The sequence below is a fragment of the Hylemonella gracilis str. Niagara R genome (genome assembly GCF_000600295.1).
Taxonomy (GTDB): domain Bacteria; phylum Pseudomonadota; class Gammaproteobacteria; order Burkholderiales; family Burkholderiaceae_C; genus Hylemonella; species Hylemonella gracilis_A.
Genome location: NZ_JEMG01000001.1, coordinates 237,677 through 254,529 on the forward strand (window position 1 = coordinate 237,677; position 16,853 = coordinate 254,529).

Below are 16,853 nucleotides of genomic sequence, written 5' to 3' on the forward strand. Positions count from 1 at the left end.
GACACTCACAGCGAACTCCAGGCGAACAGGCGGCGGTTGAGCGCCTTGAAGGCGAAATCGGAAACCAGCCCGATCAGGCCGATGACGATGATGCCGAAGATGATCTGGCCGGTGTTGAGCAAGGCCTGGCTGTCGGTGATCATGTGGCCGATGCCTGAAGACGAGCCGATCAGCTCGGCGACGATGACGTAGGTCCAGGCCCAGCCCAGCACCAGGCGCAGGGTCTCGGCGATCTCGGGTGCGGCGCCCGGGATCAGCACGCGTTTAACGACGCCGCTGTTGCTGGCACCCAGGGTGTAGGCCGCCTCGACCAGGTCCTTGCGGGCCGCGCCCACCGTGACCGCGACCATGAGCACGATCTGGAACACCGAGCCGATGAAGATGACCAGCACCTTCTGCAGCTCGCCGATGCCCGCCCAGAGTATCAACAGCGGAATGAAGGCCGAGGCCGGCAGGTATCGGCAGAAGGAGACAAAGGGTTCGAGAAAGGCCTCGACCCCCTTGTGCGCGCCCATCGCGATGCCCAGCGGCACGGCGACCACGGCGGCCATCAAGAAGCCGCCGAAGACCCGCCACACCGTCATGCCGATGTCGTGGATGAAGTTGAACTCGGTGAACAGCAACCAACCTTCTCGCACCATGGTCAGAGGACTGGCCAGGAAGGTGGACGAGACATAACCGCCGAGCGTGAAGAACGCCCAGACACCGAAGAACACGACGAAGAAACCCAGGCCCAGCAGCCAGCGCGCGCGCGCGCTGACGGGCTGCAAGGGAGCCAGGCCACTGCGCTGGGGCCGCGTGGGCAAGGCGGGCATGACGGGAGGCAGGGTCATGGCTTTACTTGATGAAACGGGTGTCGACCATGGCGTCGTAGTTGTCCGGCAGCTTGCGGATCACGCCCGCTTCCAGCAGGATGGCTGCGGCGTCCTTCATGAAGGCCTGCAATTCACCCGCGAAGAACTTCTGGTTCGCCGCCTTGTCCTGCCAGCGCAGGTACTTGGAGGAGTTGGCGAAGGCCTCGCCAGTCTGCTTGACGGCCGAGCCCATGATCTCGTTGGCCTTGGCCGGGTCGGCCTTGATCATCTCCAGCGCTTCGAAGTAGGAGTTGGTCAGGGCCTGGGCAGCCTTGGGGTTGGCCTTGAGCCAGTCCGGAGCGCAGCCGACCGTGTCCATCACCATGGGGTAGTCCAGCGTGGTGGCGAGGATCTTGCCGGCCTGCGGGTTGGCGCGCACCGTCGAGAGGTAGGGCTCGTAGGTCATCGCGGCATCGTTCTGGCCGGTGACAAAAGCCTGCGCCGAAGCCTGGGGCGACAGCGTCACGGTTTTCACGTCCTTCATGGTCATGCCGTTCTTGCTCAACATCCAAGCCAGGCCGAAGTACGGCGCGGTGCCGGGTGCGTCGACACCCACGGTCTTGCCCTTGAGGTCGGCAATGCTCTTGATGTCGTTGCGCACGGCCAGACCGTCGGCGCCGTAGGACTTGTCCATCTGGAAGATTTGCACGATGGGCACGCCATTGGTGTTCCAGGCCACGTGGGTTTCCACGGTGGTGGCTGCGCACTGGATGGCCTTGGCGGCCAGGGCCAGGTGACGGTCCTTCTGCGGAATCATCTTGATTTCCACGTCCAAGCCGTTCTTCTTGAAGATGCCTGCCTTGTCGGCCAGGGTCAGCGGGGCAAAACCCGTCCAGCCCGACATGCCGAGGGCGATCTTGGTGTCCTGCGCCTGGACGGCGCCAGCGACCAACAGGGTTGAGGCCAGCAGGGCCGCGGATTTCACGAGGGACTTGCGCATACAAACTTCCTTTGCCAAAGAAATGAAGGACCGCTTGCGCGGCACGGAAACCCGGCCCAGAGGTCACGCCGACCCAACCTGTCTATACAAGATGGGGCGTACTGCAACGTTCACCCCATCGTCCCCAGACGCTCATACGTCAGGACTTAGCACCGGTCCGGTGTATGTTGCCCCAGCCTGGGGCGGTTTCCATGCGGACCTGCACCATCTTGCTGTATAGACAAGCCTGTGCTAGGAAAGGTGCGCTCAATTCAGCACAAGCCGTGCCAGGCTCAGGGCTTCAGACCCTGGCGCGGACCTGGCCACCTTGCGTGCGGGCTCGTGCAAGCGGGCAAGCCTCGGGCTCAGAGATTCGGGGCCAGCAGCCTTTGCAAGGTCTGCTCGCTCAGGCCCCGTCGGCGAGCCTGATCCTGCAGCTGGTCCTCGCCGATGCGTCCCACGTTGAAGTATTGGGCCTCGGGGTGCGCGAGGTAAAAGCCCGACACGCTGGCGGCGGGCGTCATGGCCAAGCTTTCGGTCAGGCCCATGCCAATCTCCTCGCATTGAAGCAGCTCGAACATCTCGCGCTTGACGCTGTGGTCCGGGCAGGCTGGATAACCCGGCGCGGGGCGGATGCCCTGGTACTTCTCGGCGATCATGTCCTCGTTGCTCAGCGTCTCCTGCGCGGCATAACCCCAGAGGTCGGTGCGCACGCGCTGGTGCAGGCATTCGGCGAAGGCCTCGGCCAAGCGGTCGGCCAGGGCCTTGAGCATGATGGCGCTGTAATCGTCGTGGGCGGCCATGAAGGCCTGCTCCTTCTTTTCGATGTTCAGGCCGGCCGTGACGGCGAACAGGCCCACGTAGTCGGCCACGCCGCTGTCACGCGGCGCGACGAAGTCGGCCAATGCGCGGCTGGGACGCATCACCCCGTCGACTTCCTGCTTCTCGGTCTGCTGACGCAGGCCGTACCAGACCAGCGCCTCGTGTGCGCGGCTTTCATCGGTGTAGAGCGCGATGTCGTCTTCGTTGACGCTCTGCGCGGGGTACAAGCCCAACACCGCGCTGGCGGTCAGCCAATGGCCCGTGATGATCTTCTGCAGCATGGCCTGCCCGTCGGCGTAGACCTTGCGGGCCTGCTCACCCACCACCTCGTCGTCCAGGATGGCCGGGTAGGCGCCCGCCAGATCCCAGGTCTGGAAGAAAGGCCCCCAGTCGATGTAGCGCGCCAACTCGGCCAAGTCGAAGTTCTTGAAGACACGGCGACCAATGAACTTGGGCTTCATCGGCTTGTAGTCGCTCCAGGCGATGGGGGTTTTGTTGGCTCGGGCCTGCTCCAGCGGCCACAGCGGTGTTTGCTTCTTGCCAGCGTGCAGTCGTCGCACCTGTTCATAGTCGGCTTGCACTTCGGCGATGTAGTGCGCGGCTTGCTCGCCCAGCAGCCCTTGGGCAACGCTCACGCTGCGCGAGGCGTCTGGCACATAGACCACCGGGCCTTCGTAGTGCGGCGCGATCTTGACGGCGGTGTGCACACGGCTGGTGGTGGCGCCACCGATCAGCAACGGCGTCTTGCGGCTGCGGAAATGCTCGTCCTTCTGCATCTCGGCCGCGACGTATTGCATTTCCTCCAGGCTGGGTGTGATCAGGCCCGACAGACCGATGATGTCCGCCGACTCGGCCTTGGCCTTGGCCAGGATTTCATGCGCGGGCACCATCACGCCCATGTTGACCACATCGTAGTTGTTGCACTGGAGCACGACGGTGACGATGTTCTTGCCGATGTCGTGCACGTCGCCCTTGACCGTGGCGATCACGATCTTGCCGCGTGCAGTCACGTCCTGGCCCGCGGCCTCCTGTTGGCGCTTTTCTTCCTCGATGTAGGGCACCAGGTGCGCCACGGCTTGCTTCATCACACGCGCGCTCTTGACCACCTGGGGCAGGAACATCTTTCCGGCACCAAACAGGTCGCCCACGATGTTCATGCCGTCCATCAGCGGCCCTTCGATCACGTGCAGCGGCCGGCCACCCTTGGCCAGGATTTCGCGGTAGACCTCCTCGGTGTCCTCGGTGATGTGCTCCGTGATGCCGTGCACCAGGGCGTGGCTCAGACGCTGCGCCACGGGCAAGGCACGCCATTCGTTCTTCTTGCCTTCGTCCTTGGCCGCGCCCTTGGCACTCTCGGCGATCTCAACCAAGCGCTCGCCGGCGTCCTCGCGGCGGTTGAGGACCACGTCTTCCACCCGCTCGCGCAGGACCGGGTCCAGGTCATCGTAGACACCCACCATGCCCGCGTTGACGATGCCCATGTCCATGCCGGCCTTGATGGCATGGTAGAGGAACACCGTGTGGATGGCCTCGCGCACCGGCTCGTTGCCTCGGAAACTGAAAGACACATTGGACACGCCCCCGCTGACCTTGGCGCCCGGCAAGTGGTGTTTGATCCAGCGCGTGGCCTCGATGAAATCCACCGCGTAGTTGTTGTGTTCCTCGATGCCGGTGGCGATGGCGAAGATGTTGGGGTCGAAGATGATGTCCTCGGCCGGGAAATCGACCTCGTCCACCAGGATGCGGTACGCCCGCTCGCAGATCTCGACCTTGCGTTCGTAGGTGTCGGCCTGCCCTTTTTCGTCGAAAGCCATCACCACGGTGGCGGCCCCATAACGCTTGATCAGCCGAGCCTGGCGCTTGAACTCGTCCACGCCTTCCTTCATGGAAATCGAGTTGACGATGCCCTTGCCCTGGATGCAGCGCAGGCCGGCCTCGATCACGCTCCACTTCGAGCTGTCGATCATCACCGGCACGCGGGCGATGTCGGGTTCGCTGGCAATCAGGTTCAGGAAACGCACCATGGCGGCCTGGCTATCGAGCATGGCCTCGTCCATGTTGACGTCAATGACCTGGGCGCCGTTCTCGACCTGCTGGCGCGCCACGGCCAAGGCCTCCTCGAACTGGCCATTCAGGATCATGCGAGCAAAAGCCTTGGAGCCCGTGACGTTGGTGCGCTCACCGATGTTGACGAACAGCGAACCCGGCCCGATGGCCAAGGGTTCCAGGCCGGACAGCTTCAGAGGGGGAAGAGAGACTTCAGACACGGCTCACCTGCAAGAAAACGGAGTCAGGTGAGCGTCGTTGCAAAAAAGAGAGTCCCAAGCCTGACGCACGGCCGTGCGCTGCAACGCTCCTTGGAACCGGCGCGATTTTAAGGGGTAGCGGTGGTCGGCAGGCCAAACAATTTGTCGAAGGCCCAGGTGAAAGCGAAGGTGTAAATCAGGAAGAACAACACCAATCCCAAGTCCATCACCAGCGCGTGCCACAGACCCACGTCCAACCACCAGGCGATCAGCGGCACCAGCAGCAGCACCAGACCGCCTTCGAACATCAGCGCATGGGCCGCGCGTCGCTTGAAATTGCGACCGCGCACAGGCTGACGGGCTTCCCAACGCTCGAAAGCGTGGTTGAAGACCAGATTCCAGAGCACGGCCGTGAGCGAACAGATCACCGAGAGTGCACTGGCCAGACCCAGCCCCTGACCCGATGCGAGGGCAAAACCCACGGTGCAGATGGCGATGGCGATGGCCTCGTAAAGGGTGACGTAGACGATCTTGCGTCGGATGCCTTGCATGGATGCTCTCTGGTTCGGTTCAGGCGGCGGCAACCGCGATCACGCGGCGACCGTCACGCGGCAGCGCCTGGACGGCTCGCGCGCGCAGTTGCCCGCAGCCGCCGTCCACGTCCTGGCCGGCCGATTGCCGCAGCTTGGTCAGGATGCCCCGCTGGTGCAAGCGACGCGCCATGGCCACCGCAGCCTCGTGCGCGGGCCGTCGATACGGCAGGTCGTCCACCGCGTTGTAGGGAATGAAATTGAGTATGGCGTACTTGCCATGGAGCAGGCGCACCAGACCGTCAATTTCCTCGTCCGTGTCATTGATGCCCTCGAGCAAGGTCCATTGGTACTGGATGGGGTAGGCGGTGAGACGCGCGTAACGTTCCCCTGCTTCCACCAGTTCCTCGGGCGTCATGCGTGGCGCGCGCGGCAGCAGCTGCGCGCGCAGATCGGCCCGCGTGGTATGCAGGGACAAGGCCAGGGCGGGGCGCACCTGGTCCGCGCCCCGGCTTTGCAAGGCCTCGAACACCCTCGGGTCACCGACCGTGGAAAACACCAGGTTCTTGTGCCCGATGTCACCCGCCGTGCCCAACAGGTCGATGGACTCGAGCACGTTGTCCAGGTTGTGGGCCGGCTCGCCCATGCCCATGAAAACCACGCGGCGCACGGTGGCGGACGCACGGGCCAGGGCCACCTGGGCGACGATCTCGGCGCTGCCGAGCTGACGGATCAGGCCCGTGCGCCCCGTCATGCAGAAGACGCAGCCCACGGCGCAACCGACCTGGGTGGATACGCAGAGGGTGGGCATGCGTTGGCGCGACGCGCCTGTGGGCATGAGCACGCTTTCCACCAGCTGCCCGTCGACCAGGGCCACAACCAGGCGCCGCGACCCATCCTCGCCGGGATGCTCGGCATGCAAGGTCGCCAGGGCGGCCAGATCGCGCGTGATCTCGGGCAAGGCTGCACGCAGGGTGGCCGGCAGGAAATTCTCGATCGGGCGCGGACCATCGTCCTGAGGCTTGGCCTGGGACCAAAGGCGAAGGACGCGGTGTTCGTGACGAGGATGAGCGCCCAGCGCCCGCAGGCGCTTGCGCAGGGTGTCAATCTGCATGGGAAGGAAACAGGGCCCCAAAGGGAGCCCGGCCCCTTAGCTTACCCTTTTAGCGCTCGACCGGCTGGACGAAGTGCGCACGCTCCAGAACATGGTCACGGCCAGGATGCCCACCACCACCGCCAGGGAAACGGCGACAGGGATCTTGTAGATGTCGATCAGCATCATCTTCGTGCCGATGAAGACCAGGATCACGGCCAGCCCGTAGTTCAGCAGATGGAAGCGGCTGGCCACAGCCTGGAGCAGGAAGAACATGGCGCGCAGACCCAGGATGGCGAACACATTGCTGGTGAGCACGATGAAAGGGTCCTGGGTGATCGCGAAGATGGCGGGAATCGAGTCAACCGCAAAGATCACGTCCGTCAGGCCGACCAAGGCCACCACCATGAGCAGTGGCGTGGCGATGCGTTTGCCGTTTTCGACGGTCCAGAACTTCTCGCCGTCAAAGCCCTGGCTCACCGGCATCACGCGGCGCAGCAACTTCAAGGCGGGGTTGCCCTCCAGACTGCCCTCCTTGCCTGCGGCCCACCACATCTTGAGGCCGGTCAGCACGAGGAAACCACCGAAGACGTACAGAATCCAGTGGAACTGCGACAGCAGCCAGCTGCCGGCAAGGATCATCACGGTGCGCAGCACGATGGCGCCAATGATGCCGATCATCAGCACCCGCTTCTGGTAGGCCGGAGGCACCGCGAAGTAGGTGAAGATCATCAGGAAGACAAAGATATTGTCGACCGCCAGGCTCTTCTCGATCAGGTAACCCGTGAGGAACTCCAGCGATTTCTCATGGGCCAGTGCGTGTGAGCCCGAGGTGTCGAACACAGCCCACCAGAGCAGGGCGTTGAAAAGAAAGCTCAGGGCGATCCAGATCAAGGACCAGTTCAGGGCTTCCTTGACGCTCACCTCATGGGCGCCCTGCTTTCTGAGAACGACGAAATCGACGAAGAGCGCCGCCAAAACGAAGGCGACAAAAACCATCCACAGCCAAAGTGGCGCAATGCTTTGCATGAGATAAACCTCGCTTGCAGTGTTGAAGAACACCCGCAAGGTCTTGCCGGACCCGGGCGTGGTGCCCGGGCCGGAATCCCGACCGCGATGAAGCGGCGTACTGACGGAATTCCGTTGACCTGAACCGGCGTGGCGCCGGACCTGTCACTCGACTACTCCCCTTGATGGGAGTGGCCATTATGCCGGCGCCCACATACCCCTAATTTTCTTGGGGTCAGGCAGCTTCCCGATAGAAGGGGCTGGCGGCACCCAGTGCGCGCGTGGCCACGGGCAGCACGGCCTCACGGATCGCGCCGATGTGCTCGGGTGTGGTGCCGCAACAGCCGCCCACGATGTTGACCAGCCCCTCGGCCGCGAACTCGTGCAGCAGGCGGCTGGTCACGTCGGGGGTTTCGTCGAAGCCAGTGTCGCTCATGGGGTTGGGCAAGCCGGCGTTCGGGTAGCAGCTGATGAAGGTGTCGGGCGCGGCCTTGGCCAGTTCCTGGATGTAAGGCCGCATCAGCGTCGCGCCGAGCGCACAGTTCAGGCCCACGGCCAAGGGGCGGGCGTGGCGCACGCTGTGCCAGAAGGCGGTGACGGTCTGGCCGCTGAGGATGCGACCCGAAGCATCGGTCACCGTGCCGCTGATGAGGATGGGCAGGCATTCCCCCGTGGCCTCGAAAGCCTCGTCGATGGCGAACAGCGCGGCCTTGGCATTGAGCGTGTCGAAGATGGTCTCCACCAGCAGCACGTCCGAGCCACCCTCGATCAAGGCGACAGTTTGTTCAAAGTACGCCGCGCGCAGTTCTTCGAAGTCGACGTTGCGCGCGCCGGGATCGTTCACATCCGGGCTGATGCTGGCGGTGCGTGGCGTGGGGCCCAGGGCACCCGCGACATAACGCGGCTGCTCCGGATTACTGAACTTGTCGCAGGCCGCGCGCGCCAGCCGAGCGGATACCAGGTTCATCTCACGTGCCAAGCCGGCCATGTCGTAATCGGACTGGGCGATGCGCGTTGCGCCGAAGGTGTTGGTCTCGACCAGGTCGGCGCCGGCGGCAAGGTATTTTTCGTGGATGGCGGAAATCACGTCCGGCCGGGTAAGCGATAGCAGCTCATTATTGCCCTTGAGATCACGTGGAAAGTCGCGGAAACGTGCCAGCGCCTCGGCAGGACCGCCCTCGCCGCGGTACTGCATCTCGCTCAGCTTGAACCGCTGGATCATGGTGCCCATGGCGCCATCAAGGATGGCGATGCGCTGCTTGAGCGTGGCTGGCAGTTCACGGGCGCGGGTGTAGGCGAGCGGTTTCATGGCACGCATTGTAGGGAAGCAGTCATTTGCGAGCAGGCGACAATCGGGCCACAGCCCTGGACCCCTCTTGAACGCACCGCATCCTCCCTTGAACGACACGCCTGCCAGGCGCATCCTGCACGATGTGTTCGGCTACCCGGCTTTCCGCGGCCCGCAGCAGGCCATCGTGGACCACGTCACCCGCGGGGGCGACGCCTTGGTGCTCATGCCCACGGGTGGCGGCAAGTCGCTTTGTTACCAGATCCCCGCCATCGCGCGCCAGCAGGCCGGGCTGGGCGTGACCATCGTGGTCTCGCCCCTGATCGCCCTGATGCACGACCAGGTGGGCGCGCTGCACGAAGCAGGCGTCGAGGCGGCATTCCTGAACTCCAGCCTGGGCGGCGACGAGGCCGCGCAGGTGGAAAAACAGCTCTTGCGCGGCGAGTTCACCCTGCTCTACGCAGCACCCGAGCGCCTGACCACGCCACGCTTCCTGGCCCTGTTGGATGCACTGCGCGAACGCGGGCAGTTGGCCTTGTTCGCCATCGACGAGGCGCATTGCGTCAGCCAGTGGGGCCACGATTTCCGCCCCGAGTACCGCGCGCTGAGCGTGCTGCACGAACGCTTTGCCAACGTGCCGCGCATCGCATTGACCGCCACGGCCGATGCTCTGACGCGCGAGGACATCGTGGAGCGCCTGCAGTTGCAGGAGGCGCGGCAATTCGTCAGCAGCTTCGATCGCCCCAACATCCGCTACACCATCGTCGAAAAGAAGGACGGTCTGACGCAGCTGCTTCGCTTCATCGAACGCGAACACGAGGGCGACGCGGGCATCGTCTACTGCCAATCGCGCAAGCGCGTGGAGGAAGTGGCACGGCAGTTGGTGGACGCAGGCGTCCATGCCCTGCCCTACCACGCGGGCCTGGATGCCTCGGTGCGCCAGCGCCATCAAGACCGTTTCCTGCGCGAGGAAGGTCTGGTGATGGTGGCGACCATCGCCTTCGGCATGGGCATCGACAAGCCCGACGTGCGTTTTGTCGCTCACCTGGACATGCCCAAGAACATCGAGGGCTACTACCAGGAGACGGGTCGCGCGGGCCGTGATGGTGAGCGCGCCGACGCCTGGATGGTCTACGGCCTGCAGGACGTGGTGAACCAGCGCCGCATGATCGACGAAAGCCCGGCCGCCGAGGAATTCAAGCAGGTCTTGCGCGGCAAGCTCGATGCCCTGCTGGCCCTGGCAGAGGCCACCGACTGTCGGCGCGTGCGGCTGCTGCATTATTTTGGCGAGCACTCCGAACCTTGCGGAAATTGCGACAACTGCCTGAACCCGCCGGCCGTGCGTGACGGCACGGAGCTGGCGCGCAAGCTGCTGTCCTGCATCTACCGTGTCCAGCAAGCCAACGGCATCAGCTTCGGCGCCGGTCACCTGATGGACATTCTGCGCGGGAAAGACACGGACAAGGTGCGGCAATACGGCCACGAACACCTGAGCACCTATGGCATCGCACGGGACGCCAGCGAGAGCGAGTTGCGCGCCGTGCTGCGCCAGTTGATCGCCATCGGCGCGGTGGCCGTGGATGCACAGGCCTACAACACCCTGCGCCTGACCGAGGCCTCGCGCGCGGTTCTCAAGGGCGAAGTGCCGGTGCGACTGCGTGAATCGGCGTCAGACCCGGCACCGTCGCGCAACCGCCGGCGTGCGGCCGTCACGGCCCCGGTGGCGCAGGATCTGGACGTGGACGCGCAAGCACGTTTCATCAACCTCAAGGCATGGCGAGCCGAAGTGGCGCGCGCACACAACTTGCCAGCCTACGTGATCTTCCACGACGCCACACTGGCGGAAATCGCCCGCCGCCAACCCCGCAACCTGGATGCCTTACAGGACATTGGAGGCATCGGCGCGCGCAAGCTCGAGGCTTACGGCGCTGAAGTGCTGCGAGTCTGCGCCGAGGGCTGAGTGTGGTGACATGACGCGGCGGATGAGTGACACGGGCCCGGCCCAGGGGGCCGATCCACCCGATCCGCACCCACGGCTTGCGGGTTCTTGCGGACTGGCTCCGTGCTTTTTTGCTCGGGTAGAATGTTTCGCGTACCCTACGAGTAAACACGAGGAAACACATGTCCGAGCATCAGTCCCCTGCCACCAACGATCCGATCGAGCAAATCGCGCACACAGCGCCGGTGGTCATTCCCCTGCTGGGCGGCCTGCTGATCTTCTTGCTGGCTTTCATTGCCGTGTTCATGGCCTGAGCAAGCGTCCGTGACCTGGGCACGGATCTGTCCACCAGCAGCCATGGCGGACCGATGAAATGGAAAAGGGGACCTGCGGGTCCCCTTTGTTTTTCCTGGCGGAATGGTCAGCGAGCCGCCAGTTCCATGCCCCGGCTGGCGCGCACGCCTGTGGATTCGTGCAAGCTGAGCACCACGGCTTGCGCCTGCAAGCCGGCGGGCAGGATCAACTTCCCGTCCATCTTGATGTACCGCGCCACCCGCAGGCGATAGTTGGGATCGGACGCATTTTCAGAGGTGATGACCTGCTGCTCGGGCCGCCCGTCCTTGAGCCCCAGCACCAGAAACTCGTAACGCCCCTCAAACAGCCGCCCATTGTTGGCCAGTTCGAAGGTGTAATTCAGCTGCCCAGGCACCGCGCCATTGCGGGCAACCTGCAGGGACTGAACCTGCAAGCCTTCCAGAGAATGCGAAGCCAGCACGTCGGCCAGGGGCTGAGTGCCATCGGCCTCCCGAGCCTGCGGCGTTGCGGTGGCAGCAACAGGCTTGTCCGGTGCAGCAACTGCTTGCGGCACGCCATCGACTTCGAGTTGGGTAGAGTAGGCCAGTTCACCGCCGCCCGCCAAGCCAGGCTGGTAGTAGCGCCCTGCATAAAAACTGGCGGCACACAGCGCCGCGACAAGACCAAGCTTGAAGGCAGACTTGGCCCAGGCTTTCCAGAGCGGAATGGGGTCTGTGATGACGATGCTAGGCGTCATCTCGGAAAAAATGGTGCGCTTGGATGAAGAAGACACGCTGTTGAAACTTTCGATGGCTGGGCTCGTCCGCCGGATTCATACATTGATAGTTTTGGCGCCGGGGGGTAAGCCCAAGACAATTCGACCCCTGAATCCAACGACGCCCTTATTCTCACGCAGAGAAGGTCGTGAGGTCTAGTAAACAAGCGTAAAAAACAAAAGCCACCGACTCGCGGTGGCTCCAGCTGACGGCCGGCTGTCCGGCGACAGCCCGCCCTCACGGTTCATACCCCAAGGGCTTTCTGGCGGCGGACCCCACGGGGCATCCGCCCCTAGGCGTTCACTCGTTCCAGATGCGGCGGCTCAGACGCGACAGGCGGGCCGCCACTTCGGGGCGCAGGCCACGGCTGGCGGCCAGTGCGGAAACAAACTCCGCCGCGTTGATGTCCATGCCGGCATGGCTGTTCTTGGTGCCTTGCCCCAATTCGGGGCCTTGGCCGCCACCAAAACCGGTACCGCTGGCGGGATTCGCCAGGTTGATCTGGCCCTTGCCAGCGTCCAATGCGATTTCCTCGCGCAGCATCGCCGCACGAATGTCGGCCAGCACGCGCGGATCCTTGCGCGCCAAGGCCAGCAGCCGTTCATCGGCCTGACGGCGCGCGACGTTGCGCGACCAGCTGTCCAGCCCCTGGACGGTGCGCGCTGCCAAGCTGCGGGCGGCGGGCGCCAGCAGGGCCAGGGTGAAGAAACCGATGGCCCAGGTCAGGGTCCACGTGGCAAGCAGGTGGCCGTCGGTCCAGATATCCACCCATTGGTCCATCACCACCAGCAAGGTGGCCACCATGGCAGCCAACAGCACCGCGGCCAGACCGCGCGATGCGCTCAGGTTCTTGCGCACGCGGGTGACCAAACGGCCTGCGACTTCCACCGTGCGCTCAAGACGGTCTGCACCCGGATGGCTGCGGGGATAGTCCAGATGGATGAAGCTGTTGGTGGTCATGGTGGTTCCTTGGTGGTAACTGGGTATGGCTTGTGCTGGTATGGCCGCAATACTAGGGTTTTCTCTGATGCGACTCAACTTTATATTGTTGATATTGGATATTGATTTTCGTGATGTATTCGTTCTGCCCCCAAATGCCTGAACAACTCAACTTCCGCACACTGGATCTCAATCTGCTGCGCGTGTTCAACGAAGTCATGACGGAGCGCAGCCTCACAAAAGCTGCCGCCAAGCTAGCGCTCACTCAGCCAGCCGTGAGCAATGCACTGCGTCGCCTGCGCGAGGCTTTGGGGGATGAGCTGCTGCGTCGCAGCGGCCAGGGTTTGGAGCCCACACCACGCGCCATGGCCTTGTGGCCCACGGTGCAACAGGCTTTGCGCCAGCTACAGGAAACCCTTGCCCCGGGCCATTTCGATCCGGCCGAGGCCAACACCAGCTTCGTCCTGGCGATGGCTGACGCGACCGCCGCCGAATTGATTCCCGGACTGGTCCAGATCCTGGACCAGGAAGCGCCTGGCGTCTCCATCCGCGTGGTGCCACTGACCACGCGCGACCCACGCCGGCTGCTAGACGAAGAGGCCGCCGACCTGGCAGTCGGGTATTTCCCCGCCGTGATGGCCGGGCTCACGGCGCAAGCCCAGGCTGGCGAAACCGTGCCCTACGAACATCGGCGCCTCTACCTCAGCCACTACGTCTGCGTCATGCGCCGCGGGCATCCGCTGGCCCACGAAACGCTGACGCTGGAGCGTTACTGCGCGGCGCGCCACCTGCTGGTCACCTTCTCGGGACGACCCTGGGGCTTCATCGACGAAGCCCTGGAGGGGCTCGGCCTGCGCCGCAACATCGTGCTCACCGTCAACCAGTTCTTCACCGCCGGTCGTGTCGTGGCCGGCTCAAACCTGCTCACGGTGCTGCCACAGCACTTCGTGAATGCCACCGGCATCGCCGACCAACTGGAACTGCGGGAGCTGCCGTTTGCCGTGCCAGCCATCCATGTGGATGCCCTCTGGCATCGACGACAGCGCCATCACCCCGCGCACGCGTGGCTGCGCGGGGTGATGGCCCGGCTCCCACAGCAGGGCGTGACCATGCCCGCGCCCTCGCTTTCTTGACCCAGCGCAAAAACCCGGGCAAAACCCCGCCCGGCATGGCCACGCTTGACCGATACTCGCGAGAAGCGGAGGCTCGACCTGGGTCCCGTGGACTGGCACACTTGCAACCGGACTCTTGTGTCCCGAGGGACAACACATTCACGAAAGGAACTCTCCATGAAGATTCTCTTGGCCGTTGATGGCAGCGAGTACACGAAAAAGATGCTCGCTTATCTGGCCGCGCACGACACCCTGTTGGGCGCGGACCACCAGTACGTGCTGTTCACGGTACAGCCCGCGCTGCCACCACGGGCCAAGGCTGCCTTGGGCAAGGAGATCGTGGACAAATACTACGAGGAAGAGTCGGAGAAAGTCCTCAAGCCCGTCACCAAGTTCCTGGCCCAACAAGGCATCACGGCCAAGACGGACTGGAAGGTCGGGAACGCGGGTGATCTGATCGCCAAGCTGGCCGCGAGCGGGAAGTTCGACCTGCTGGTCATGGGCTCGCATGGACACGGCACACTGGGCAACCTGATCCTGGGCTCGGTGGCGACCAAGGTGCTGGCCAACTGCAACGTGCCGGTACTGATCGTGCGCTGAACACCAACCAGCCGCATCAGGCGCCATGCACGCCAGATGCGGGGGCGTGGGATGTCAGGAGCCACTGTGCCCAAACATCCCACTGCCAGGGCCCAGGCCCTGGTATGCCTGCCGTGCGACCGCTTCAGCGTCGCAACCTAGGCGGCACGTCTTCCGTCGCGTCGGCTTGCGCCAAGGTGATGCCCATCCACTGGTGAAGGTCATCCCACATGCGGCGGATTTCCACGTTGCGTGGCGTCAGTTCTGCGCTGACCAGTTCCACCGTCACGACCGGCATACCCTTGTGCACACCCGCATAGTGGCCCAGCGAACCCGGAAACACGCCCAACTGGTTCAGGCTCAGGCGCCCGAGCTTGCGCGGCGGCTCCTGTGGGCCGTCGAAATCCAGAACCCCGTAGGGCGCGTGGATGCTGACGATCAGGTGCGGCCGGAAACGCTGCATTTCCTCGAATAGATACCGTGATTCAGGCTCGCTCAGGGGTTCGGGGCCGGGATAACGACGCGGGTCCTTGCGGGTGCGCACCGTCCAGTAATGGGTGGCGTCGTGCTCCCAGTTCGGCGTGGGGAAGTTGCGGTTCAGATCGACCCCGTTGGCATTGACACGGCGCGACGGCCGGTCGAACAGACCGTCCGGGTTCAGTGCGGGGATGAAGCGCCAGAGGATGCCTTGCTCGGGCTCCGCCTGCGCGAATTGAATCCAGTGCAGCGGCACGGAAGCCGAGGACATCTCATCGCCATGGATGCCGCCAATGACCAGCACCCGCAGGCGCTGCTCCGCCGAGGGTTGGACATCGCGCACATAGATGGGGCGCCCCCGCGCGCTGCGCCCCTCACCCGGTCGCAATTGCGCGGCTTCGCACAAGGCCCAGGTCACGTTGGGCAGACGCATCCAGAATTCCTCGCAGACCTGGCCCTTGCGCTGCGCCAATGGCGGCGGGGCGTCACGCTCGACAAGGGTCGCGTACGCGGGCGCGGGTGGCGTGGTCGGCGGCGCGGCCAAGGATGCGGGCGCCTCGGGTGGCTCCGCGGGCTGCGCGCTCGCGCGGCCCGGTGGCCAAGCCCAGACGCTCAACGTCACCACGACTCCAACAAAGCATGCGGGCATCCGCCCTGCGACCCTGTGGCCCGCACCAGTCCTGTTCCAAAAGCACATGTCGAGATTCTAGAACCCTGTCCTTGGCGGGCACTGCGTCAGATCTTTCCTGCGGCGCGCAAGCGATCAATGGTGACTTTCTCCGCGAGATAAGTGCGTTCGGCGTAAGCTTGATAGTCTGCCGAGTTCATGTAGATCACCGGCATGTAGAACTTGTCCAAGGTCTCCAGCACGCGCGGGTCGTCCAGGGTCTTCTTGAAGGCATCGTGAAGCAACCGCACCAGGGCCGGGTCCATGCCCTTGGGTCCCCCGATACCGAAGGGCGATTCGCTCACCGTGTCCCACCCGCTTTCCTTGACCGTCGGCACATCCGGGAATGCCTTGTTGCGCCGGCTGCCCAGCGTGGCCAGCAGCCGCAACCGGCCCGCGAACACATGAGGCGCGAATTCAGCGGTACCGCTCATCAACGGAATGTGCCCGCCCAGGATGGCCTGCAGGATTTCCGCGGAACCCTTGTAAGGAATGTCCTGCAGGGTGATGCCCGCCTTGCTTGCGAACTCCTCGATGGCCAGATGCGGCGTGGTGCCCGTGCCTGTGTGGCCATAGTTGACCTGACCCGGATGGGCCCGCGCGTAAGCCACCATCTCCTGCAACGTGCGGTAGGGCGCGTCGGGGCGCGCGGCCAGACCGAAGGTGTAGCCCGTCAGGCAGACGATGTGCGTCAGGTCCTGGACCGGATGGAAGGCCGTCTTCTGCATGTGCGGGAAACGGTAAATGCCCAGCGGCAGCTGCGTGAGCGTGTAGCCATCCGGCTTGGCATTCACCATGGCCGCGGCACCCAGGGTCCCGCCCGCACCCGGTTTGTTGTCGATGACCACCGTGCCACCCAGCGCCCGACCGGCGGCATCGGCAAAAGCGCGCATCACGGCGTCGCTGCTGCCCCCGGTGGGCCAGGGCGTGATCAGGGTGAGAGGGCGGCTCGGGAACCTGTCCTGCGCCCGTGCCCAGGGACTGATGAGGGCCGGTGCAGCCAAGACCGCCGTCAGGGCCATGCCACGCCGCAGGAAATGCCGACGTGCACGCGCCCGCCCCTCATCCTCTGCGACGCCCATCGACACTGTGGACGAATGGCCCGAGGCGCACAAGGCCGCTGCCTGTAGTTTCATACCTGTCTCCTGTCTGTTGTGGGGTGACGCAGACAGGCGCATGTGCCGCGCCATGCGCGCACTGTCGCCGGTTGGTCATCCTTCGGAAGCAGGTGGCTCTCCATAGCGGCCACCCTGACGGCAGCTTGCTCCAAAACTTGATCATGAACAAAAGGGTTTTCATGCTGTTTTTCC

At 64.1% G+C, this 16,853-nt stretch carries 15 protein-coding genes and 1 riboswitch; of the genes, 4 read left to right on the forward strand and 11 right to left on the reverse strand.

Going from position 1 to position 16,853, the window contains the following annotated elements; all coding sequences use genetic code 11:
- Positions 1-5 precede the first annotated feature (5 nt).
- The 7 genes from AZ34_RS01175 to AZ34_RS01205 form a co-directional block, all read right to left on the reverse strand.
- The gene (locus AZ34_RS01175) at positions 6-833 is read right to left on the reverse strand and encodes an ABC transporter permease (protein WP_051509432.1); all 828 of its coding nucleotides are present in this window, start codon (positions 831-833) and stop codon (positions 6-8) included.
- A 4-nt stretch (positions 834-837) separates the two neighbouring features.
- Positions 838-1,794, reverse strand: coding sequence for an ABC transporter substrate-binding protein (locus AZ34_RS01180; protein ID WP_035603904.1), 957 nt, complete (start codon positions 1,792-1,794; stop codon positions 838-840).
- A gap of 344 nt (positions 1,795-2,138) precedes the next feature.
- The gene (gene metH, locus AZ34_RS01185; protein WP_081767022.1) at positions 2,139-4,862 is read right to left on the reverse strand and encodes a methionine synthase; all 2,724 of its coding nucleotides are present in this window, start codon (positions 4,860-4,862) and stop codon (positions 2,139-2,141) included.
- Between the two features lie 22 nt (positions 4,863-4,884).
- Positions 4,885-4,960: riboswitch (S-adenosyl-L-homocysteine riboswitch) on the reverse strand.
- 9 nt (positions 4,961-4,969) lie between these two features.
- A complete protein-coding gene (locus AZ34_RS01190; RefSeq protein ID WP_035603907.1) occupies positions 4,970-5,392 on the reverse strand; it encodes a PACE efflux transporter in 423 nt (140 codons plus the stop codon).
- Between the two features lie 19 nt (positions 5,393-5,411).
- A complete protein-coding gene (locus AZ34_RS01195) occupies positions 5,412-6,485 on the reverse strand; it encodes an RNA methyltransferase (protein WP_035603910.1) in 1,074 nt (357 codons plus the stop codon).
- Between the two features lie 36 nt (positions 6,486-6,521).
- On the reverse strand, positions 6,522-7,493 hold the full coding sequence (locus tag AZ34_RS01200) for a TerC family protein (RefSeq protein WP_035603913.1): 972 nt from the start codon (positions 7,491-7,493) through the stop codon (positions 6,522-6,524).
- Positions 7,494-7,707: 214 nt separating this feature from the next.
- Positions 7,708-8,781, reverse strand: coding sequence for a homocysteine S-methyltransferase family protein (locus tag AZ34_RS01205; protein WP_035610554.1), 1,074 nt, complete (start codon positions 8,779-8,781; stop codon positions 7,708-7,710).
- Between AZ34_RS01205 and recQ the strand changes: the two genes are divergently transcribed.
- Together recQ and AZ34_RS18860 are read left to right on the forward strand one after the other, a co-directional pair.
- Positions 8,780-10,720, forward strand: coding sequence for a DNA helicase RecQ (recQ, locus tag AZ34_RS01210; protein WP_419670187.1), 1,941 nt, complete (start codon positions 8,780-8,782; stop codon positions 10,718-10,720). The two genes, AZ34_RS01205 and recQ, sit on opposite strands and share 2 nt — an antisense overlap.
- Before the next feature lie 161 nt (positions 10,721-10,881).
- On the forward strand, positions 10,882-11,013 hold the full coding sequence (locus AZ34_RS18860; RefSeq protein ID WP_269320436.1) for a hypothetical protein: 132 nt from the start codon (positions 10,882-10,884) through the stop codon (positions 11,011-11,013).
- A 107-nt stretch (positions 11,014-11,120) separates the two neighbouring features.
- On the opposite strand, the gene AZ34_RS01215 is transcribed toward AZ34_RS18860, so the two are convergent.
- Both AZ34_RS01215 and AZ34_RS18490 read right to left on the reverse strand, forming a co-directional pair.
- A complete protein-coding gene (locus AZ34_RS01215; protein WP_155831688.1) occupies positions 11,121-11,786 on the reverse strand; it encodes a hypothetical protein in 666 nt (221 codons plus the stop codon).
- A gap of 283 nt (positions 11,787-12,069) precedes the next feature.
- Positions 12,070-12,729, reverse strand: coding sequence for a hypothetical protein (locus tag AZ34_RS18490; RefSeq protein ID WP_051509433.1), 660 nt, complete (start codon positions 12,727-12,729; stop codon positions 12,070-12,072).
- Between the two features lie 134 nt (positions 12,730-12,863).
- On the opposite strand from AZ34_RS18490, the gene AZ34_RS01225 reads away from it, so the two are divergent.
- Together AZ34_RS01225 and AZ34_RS01230 are read left to right on the forward strand one after the other, a co-directional pair.
- The gene (locus AZ34_RS01225) at positions 12,864-13,841 is read left to right on the forward strand and encodes a LysR family transcriptional regulator (protein ID WP_035603923.1); all 978 of its coding nucleotides are present in this window, start codon (positions 12,864-12,866) and stop codon (positions 13,839-13,841) included.
- Positions 13,842-13,997: 156 nt separating this feature from the next.
- A complete protein-coding gene (locus AZ34_RS01230; protein ID WP_035603926.1) occupies positions 13,998-14,420 on the forward strand; it encodes a universal stress protein in 423 nt (140 codons plus the stop codon).
- Positions 14,421-14,544: 124 nt separating this feature from the next.
- Here the strand turns inward: AZ34_RS01230 and AZ34_RS01235 are convergent, their stop codons facing one another.
- Together AZ34_RS01235 and AZ34_RS01240 are read right to left on the reverse strand one after the other, a co-directional pair.
- Complete coding sequence (locus AZ34_RS01235) at positions 14,545-15,498, reverse strand: M14 family murein peptide amidase A (protein ID WP_231495433.1); 954 nt, start codon at positions 15,496-15,498, stop codon at positions 14,545-14,547.
- A 113-nt stretch (positions 15,499-15,611) separates the two neighbouring features.
- The gene (locus AZ34_RS01240) at positions 15,612-16,679 is read right to left on the reverse strand and encodes a tripartite tricarboxylate transporter substrate binding protein (protein WP_231495434.1); all 1,068 of its coding nucleotides are present in this window, start codon (positions 16,677-16,679) and stop codon (positions 15,612-15,614) included.
- Between the last annotated feature and the right edge of the window lie 174 nt (positions 16,680-16,853).

Coding starts and splice junctions, on each gene's coding strand:
- AZ34_RS01205 (WP_035610554.1), bottom strand. CDS start 8,781: ATGAAACCGCTCGCCTACACCCGCGCCCGTGAACTGCCAGCCACGCTC.
- AZ34_RS01195 (WP_035603910.1), bottom strand. CDS start 6,485: ATGCAGATTGACACCCTGCGCAAGCGCCTGCGGGCGCTGGGCGCTCAT.
- recQ (WP_419670187.1), top strand. CDS start 8,780: ATGGCACGCATTGTAGGGAAGCAGTCATTTGCGAGCAGGCGACAATCG.
- AZ34_RS18860 (WP_269320436.1), top strand. CDS start 10,882: ATGTCCGAGCATCAGTCCCCTGCCACCAACGATCCGATCGAGCAAATC.
- AZ34_RS01180 (WP_035603904.1), bottom strand. CDS start 1,794: ATGCGCAAGTCCCTCGTGAAATCCGCGGCCCTGCTGGCCTCAACCCTG.
- AZ34_RS01240 (WP_231495434.1), bottom strand. CDS start 16,679: ATGAAACTACAGGCAGCGGCCTTGTGCGCCTCGGGCCATTCGTCCACA.
- AZ34_RS18490 (WP_051509433.1), bottom strand. CDS start 12,729: ATGACCACCAACAGCTTCATCCATCTGGACTATCCCCGCAGCCATCCG.
- AZ34_RS01175 (WP_051509432.1), bottom strand. CDS start 833: ATGACCCTGCCTCCCGTCATGCCCGCCTTGCCCACGCGGCCCCAGCGC.
- AZ34_RS01225 (WP_035603923.1), top strand. CDS start 12,864: ATGCCTGAACAACTCAACTTCCGCACACTGGATCTCAATCTGCTGCGC.
- AZ34_RS01190 (WP_035603907.1), bottom strand. CDS start 5,392: ATGCAAGGCATCCGACGCAAGATCGTCTACGTCACCCTTTACGAGGCC.
- AZ34_RS01200 (WP_035603913.1), bottom strand. CDS start 7,493: ATGCAAAGCATTGCGCCACTTTGGCTGTGGATGGTTTTTGTCGCCTTC.
- AZ34_RS01230 (WP_035603926.1), top strand. CDS start 13,998: ATGAAGATTCTCTTGGCCGTTGATGGCAGCGAGTACACGAAAAAGATG.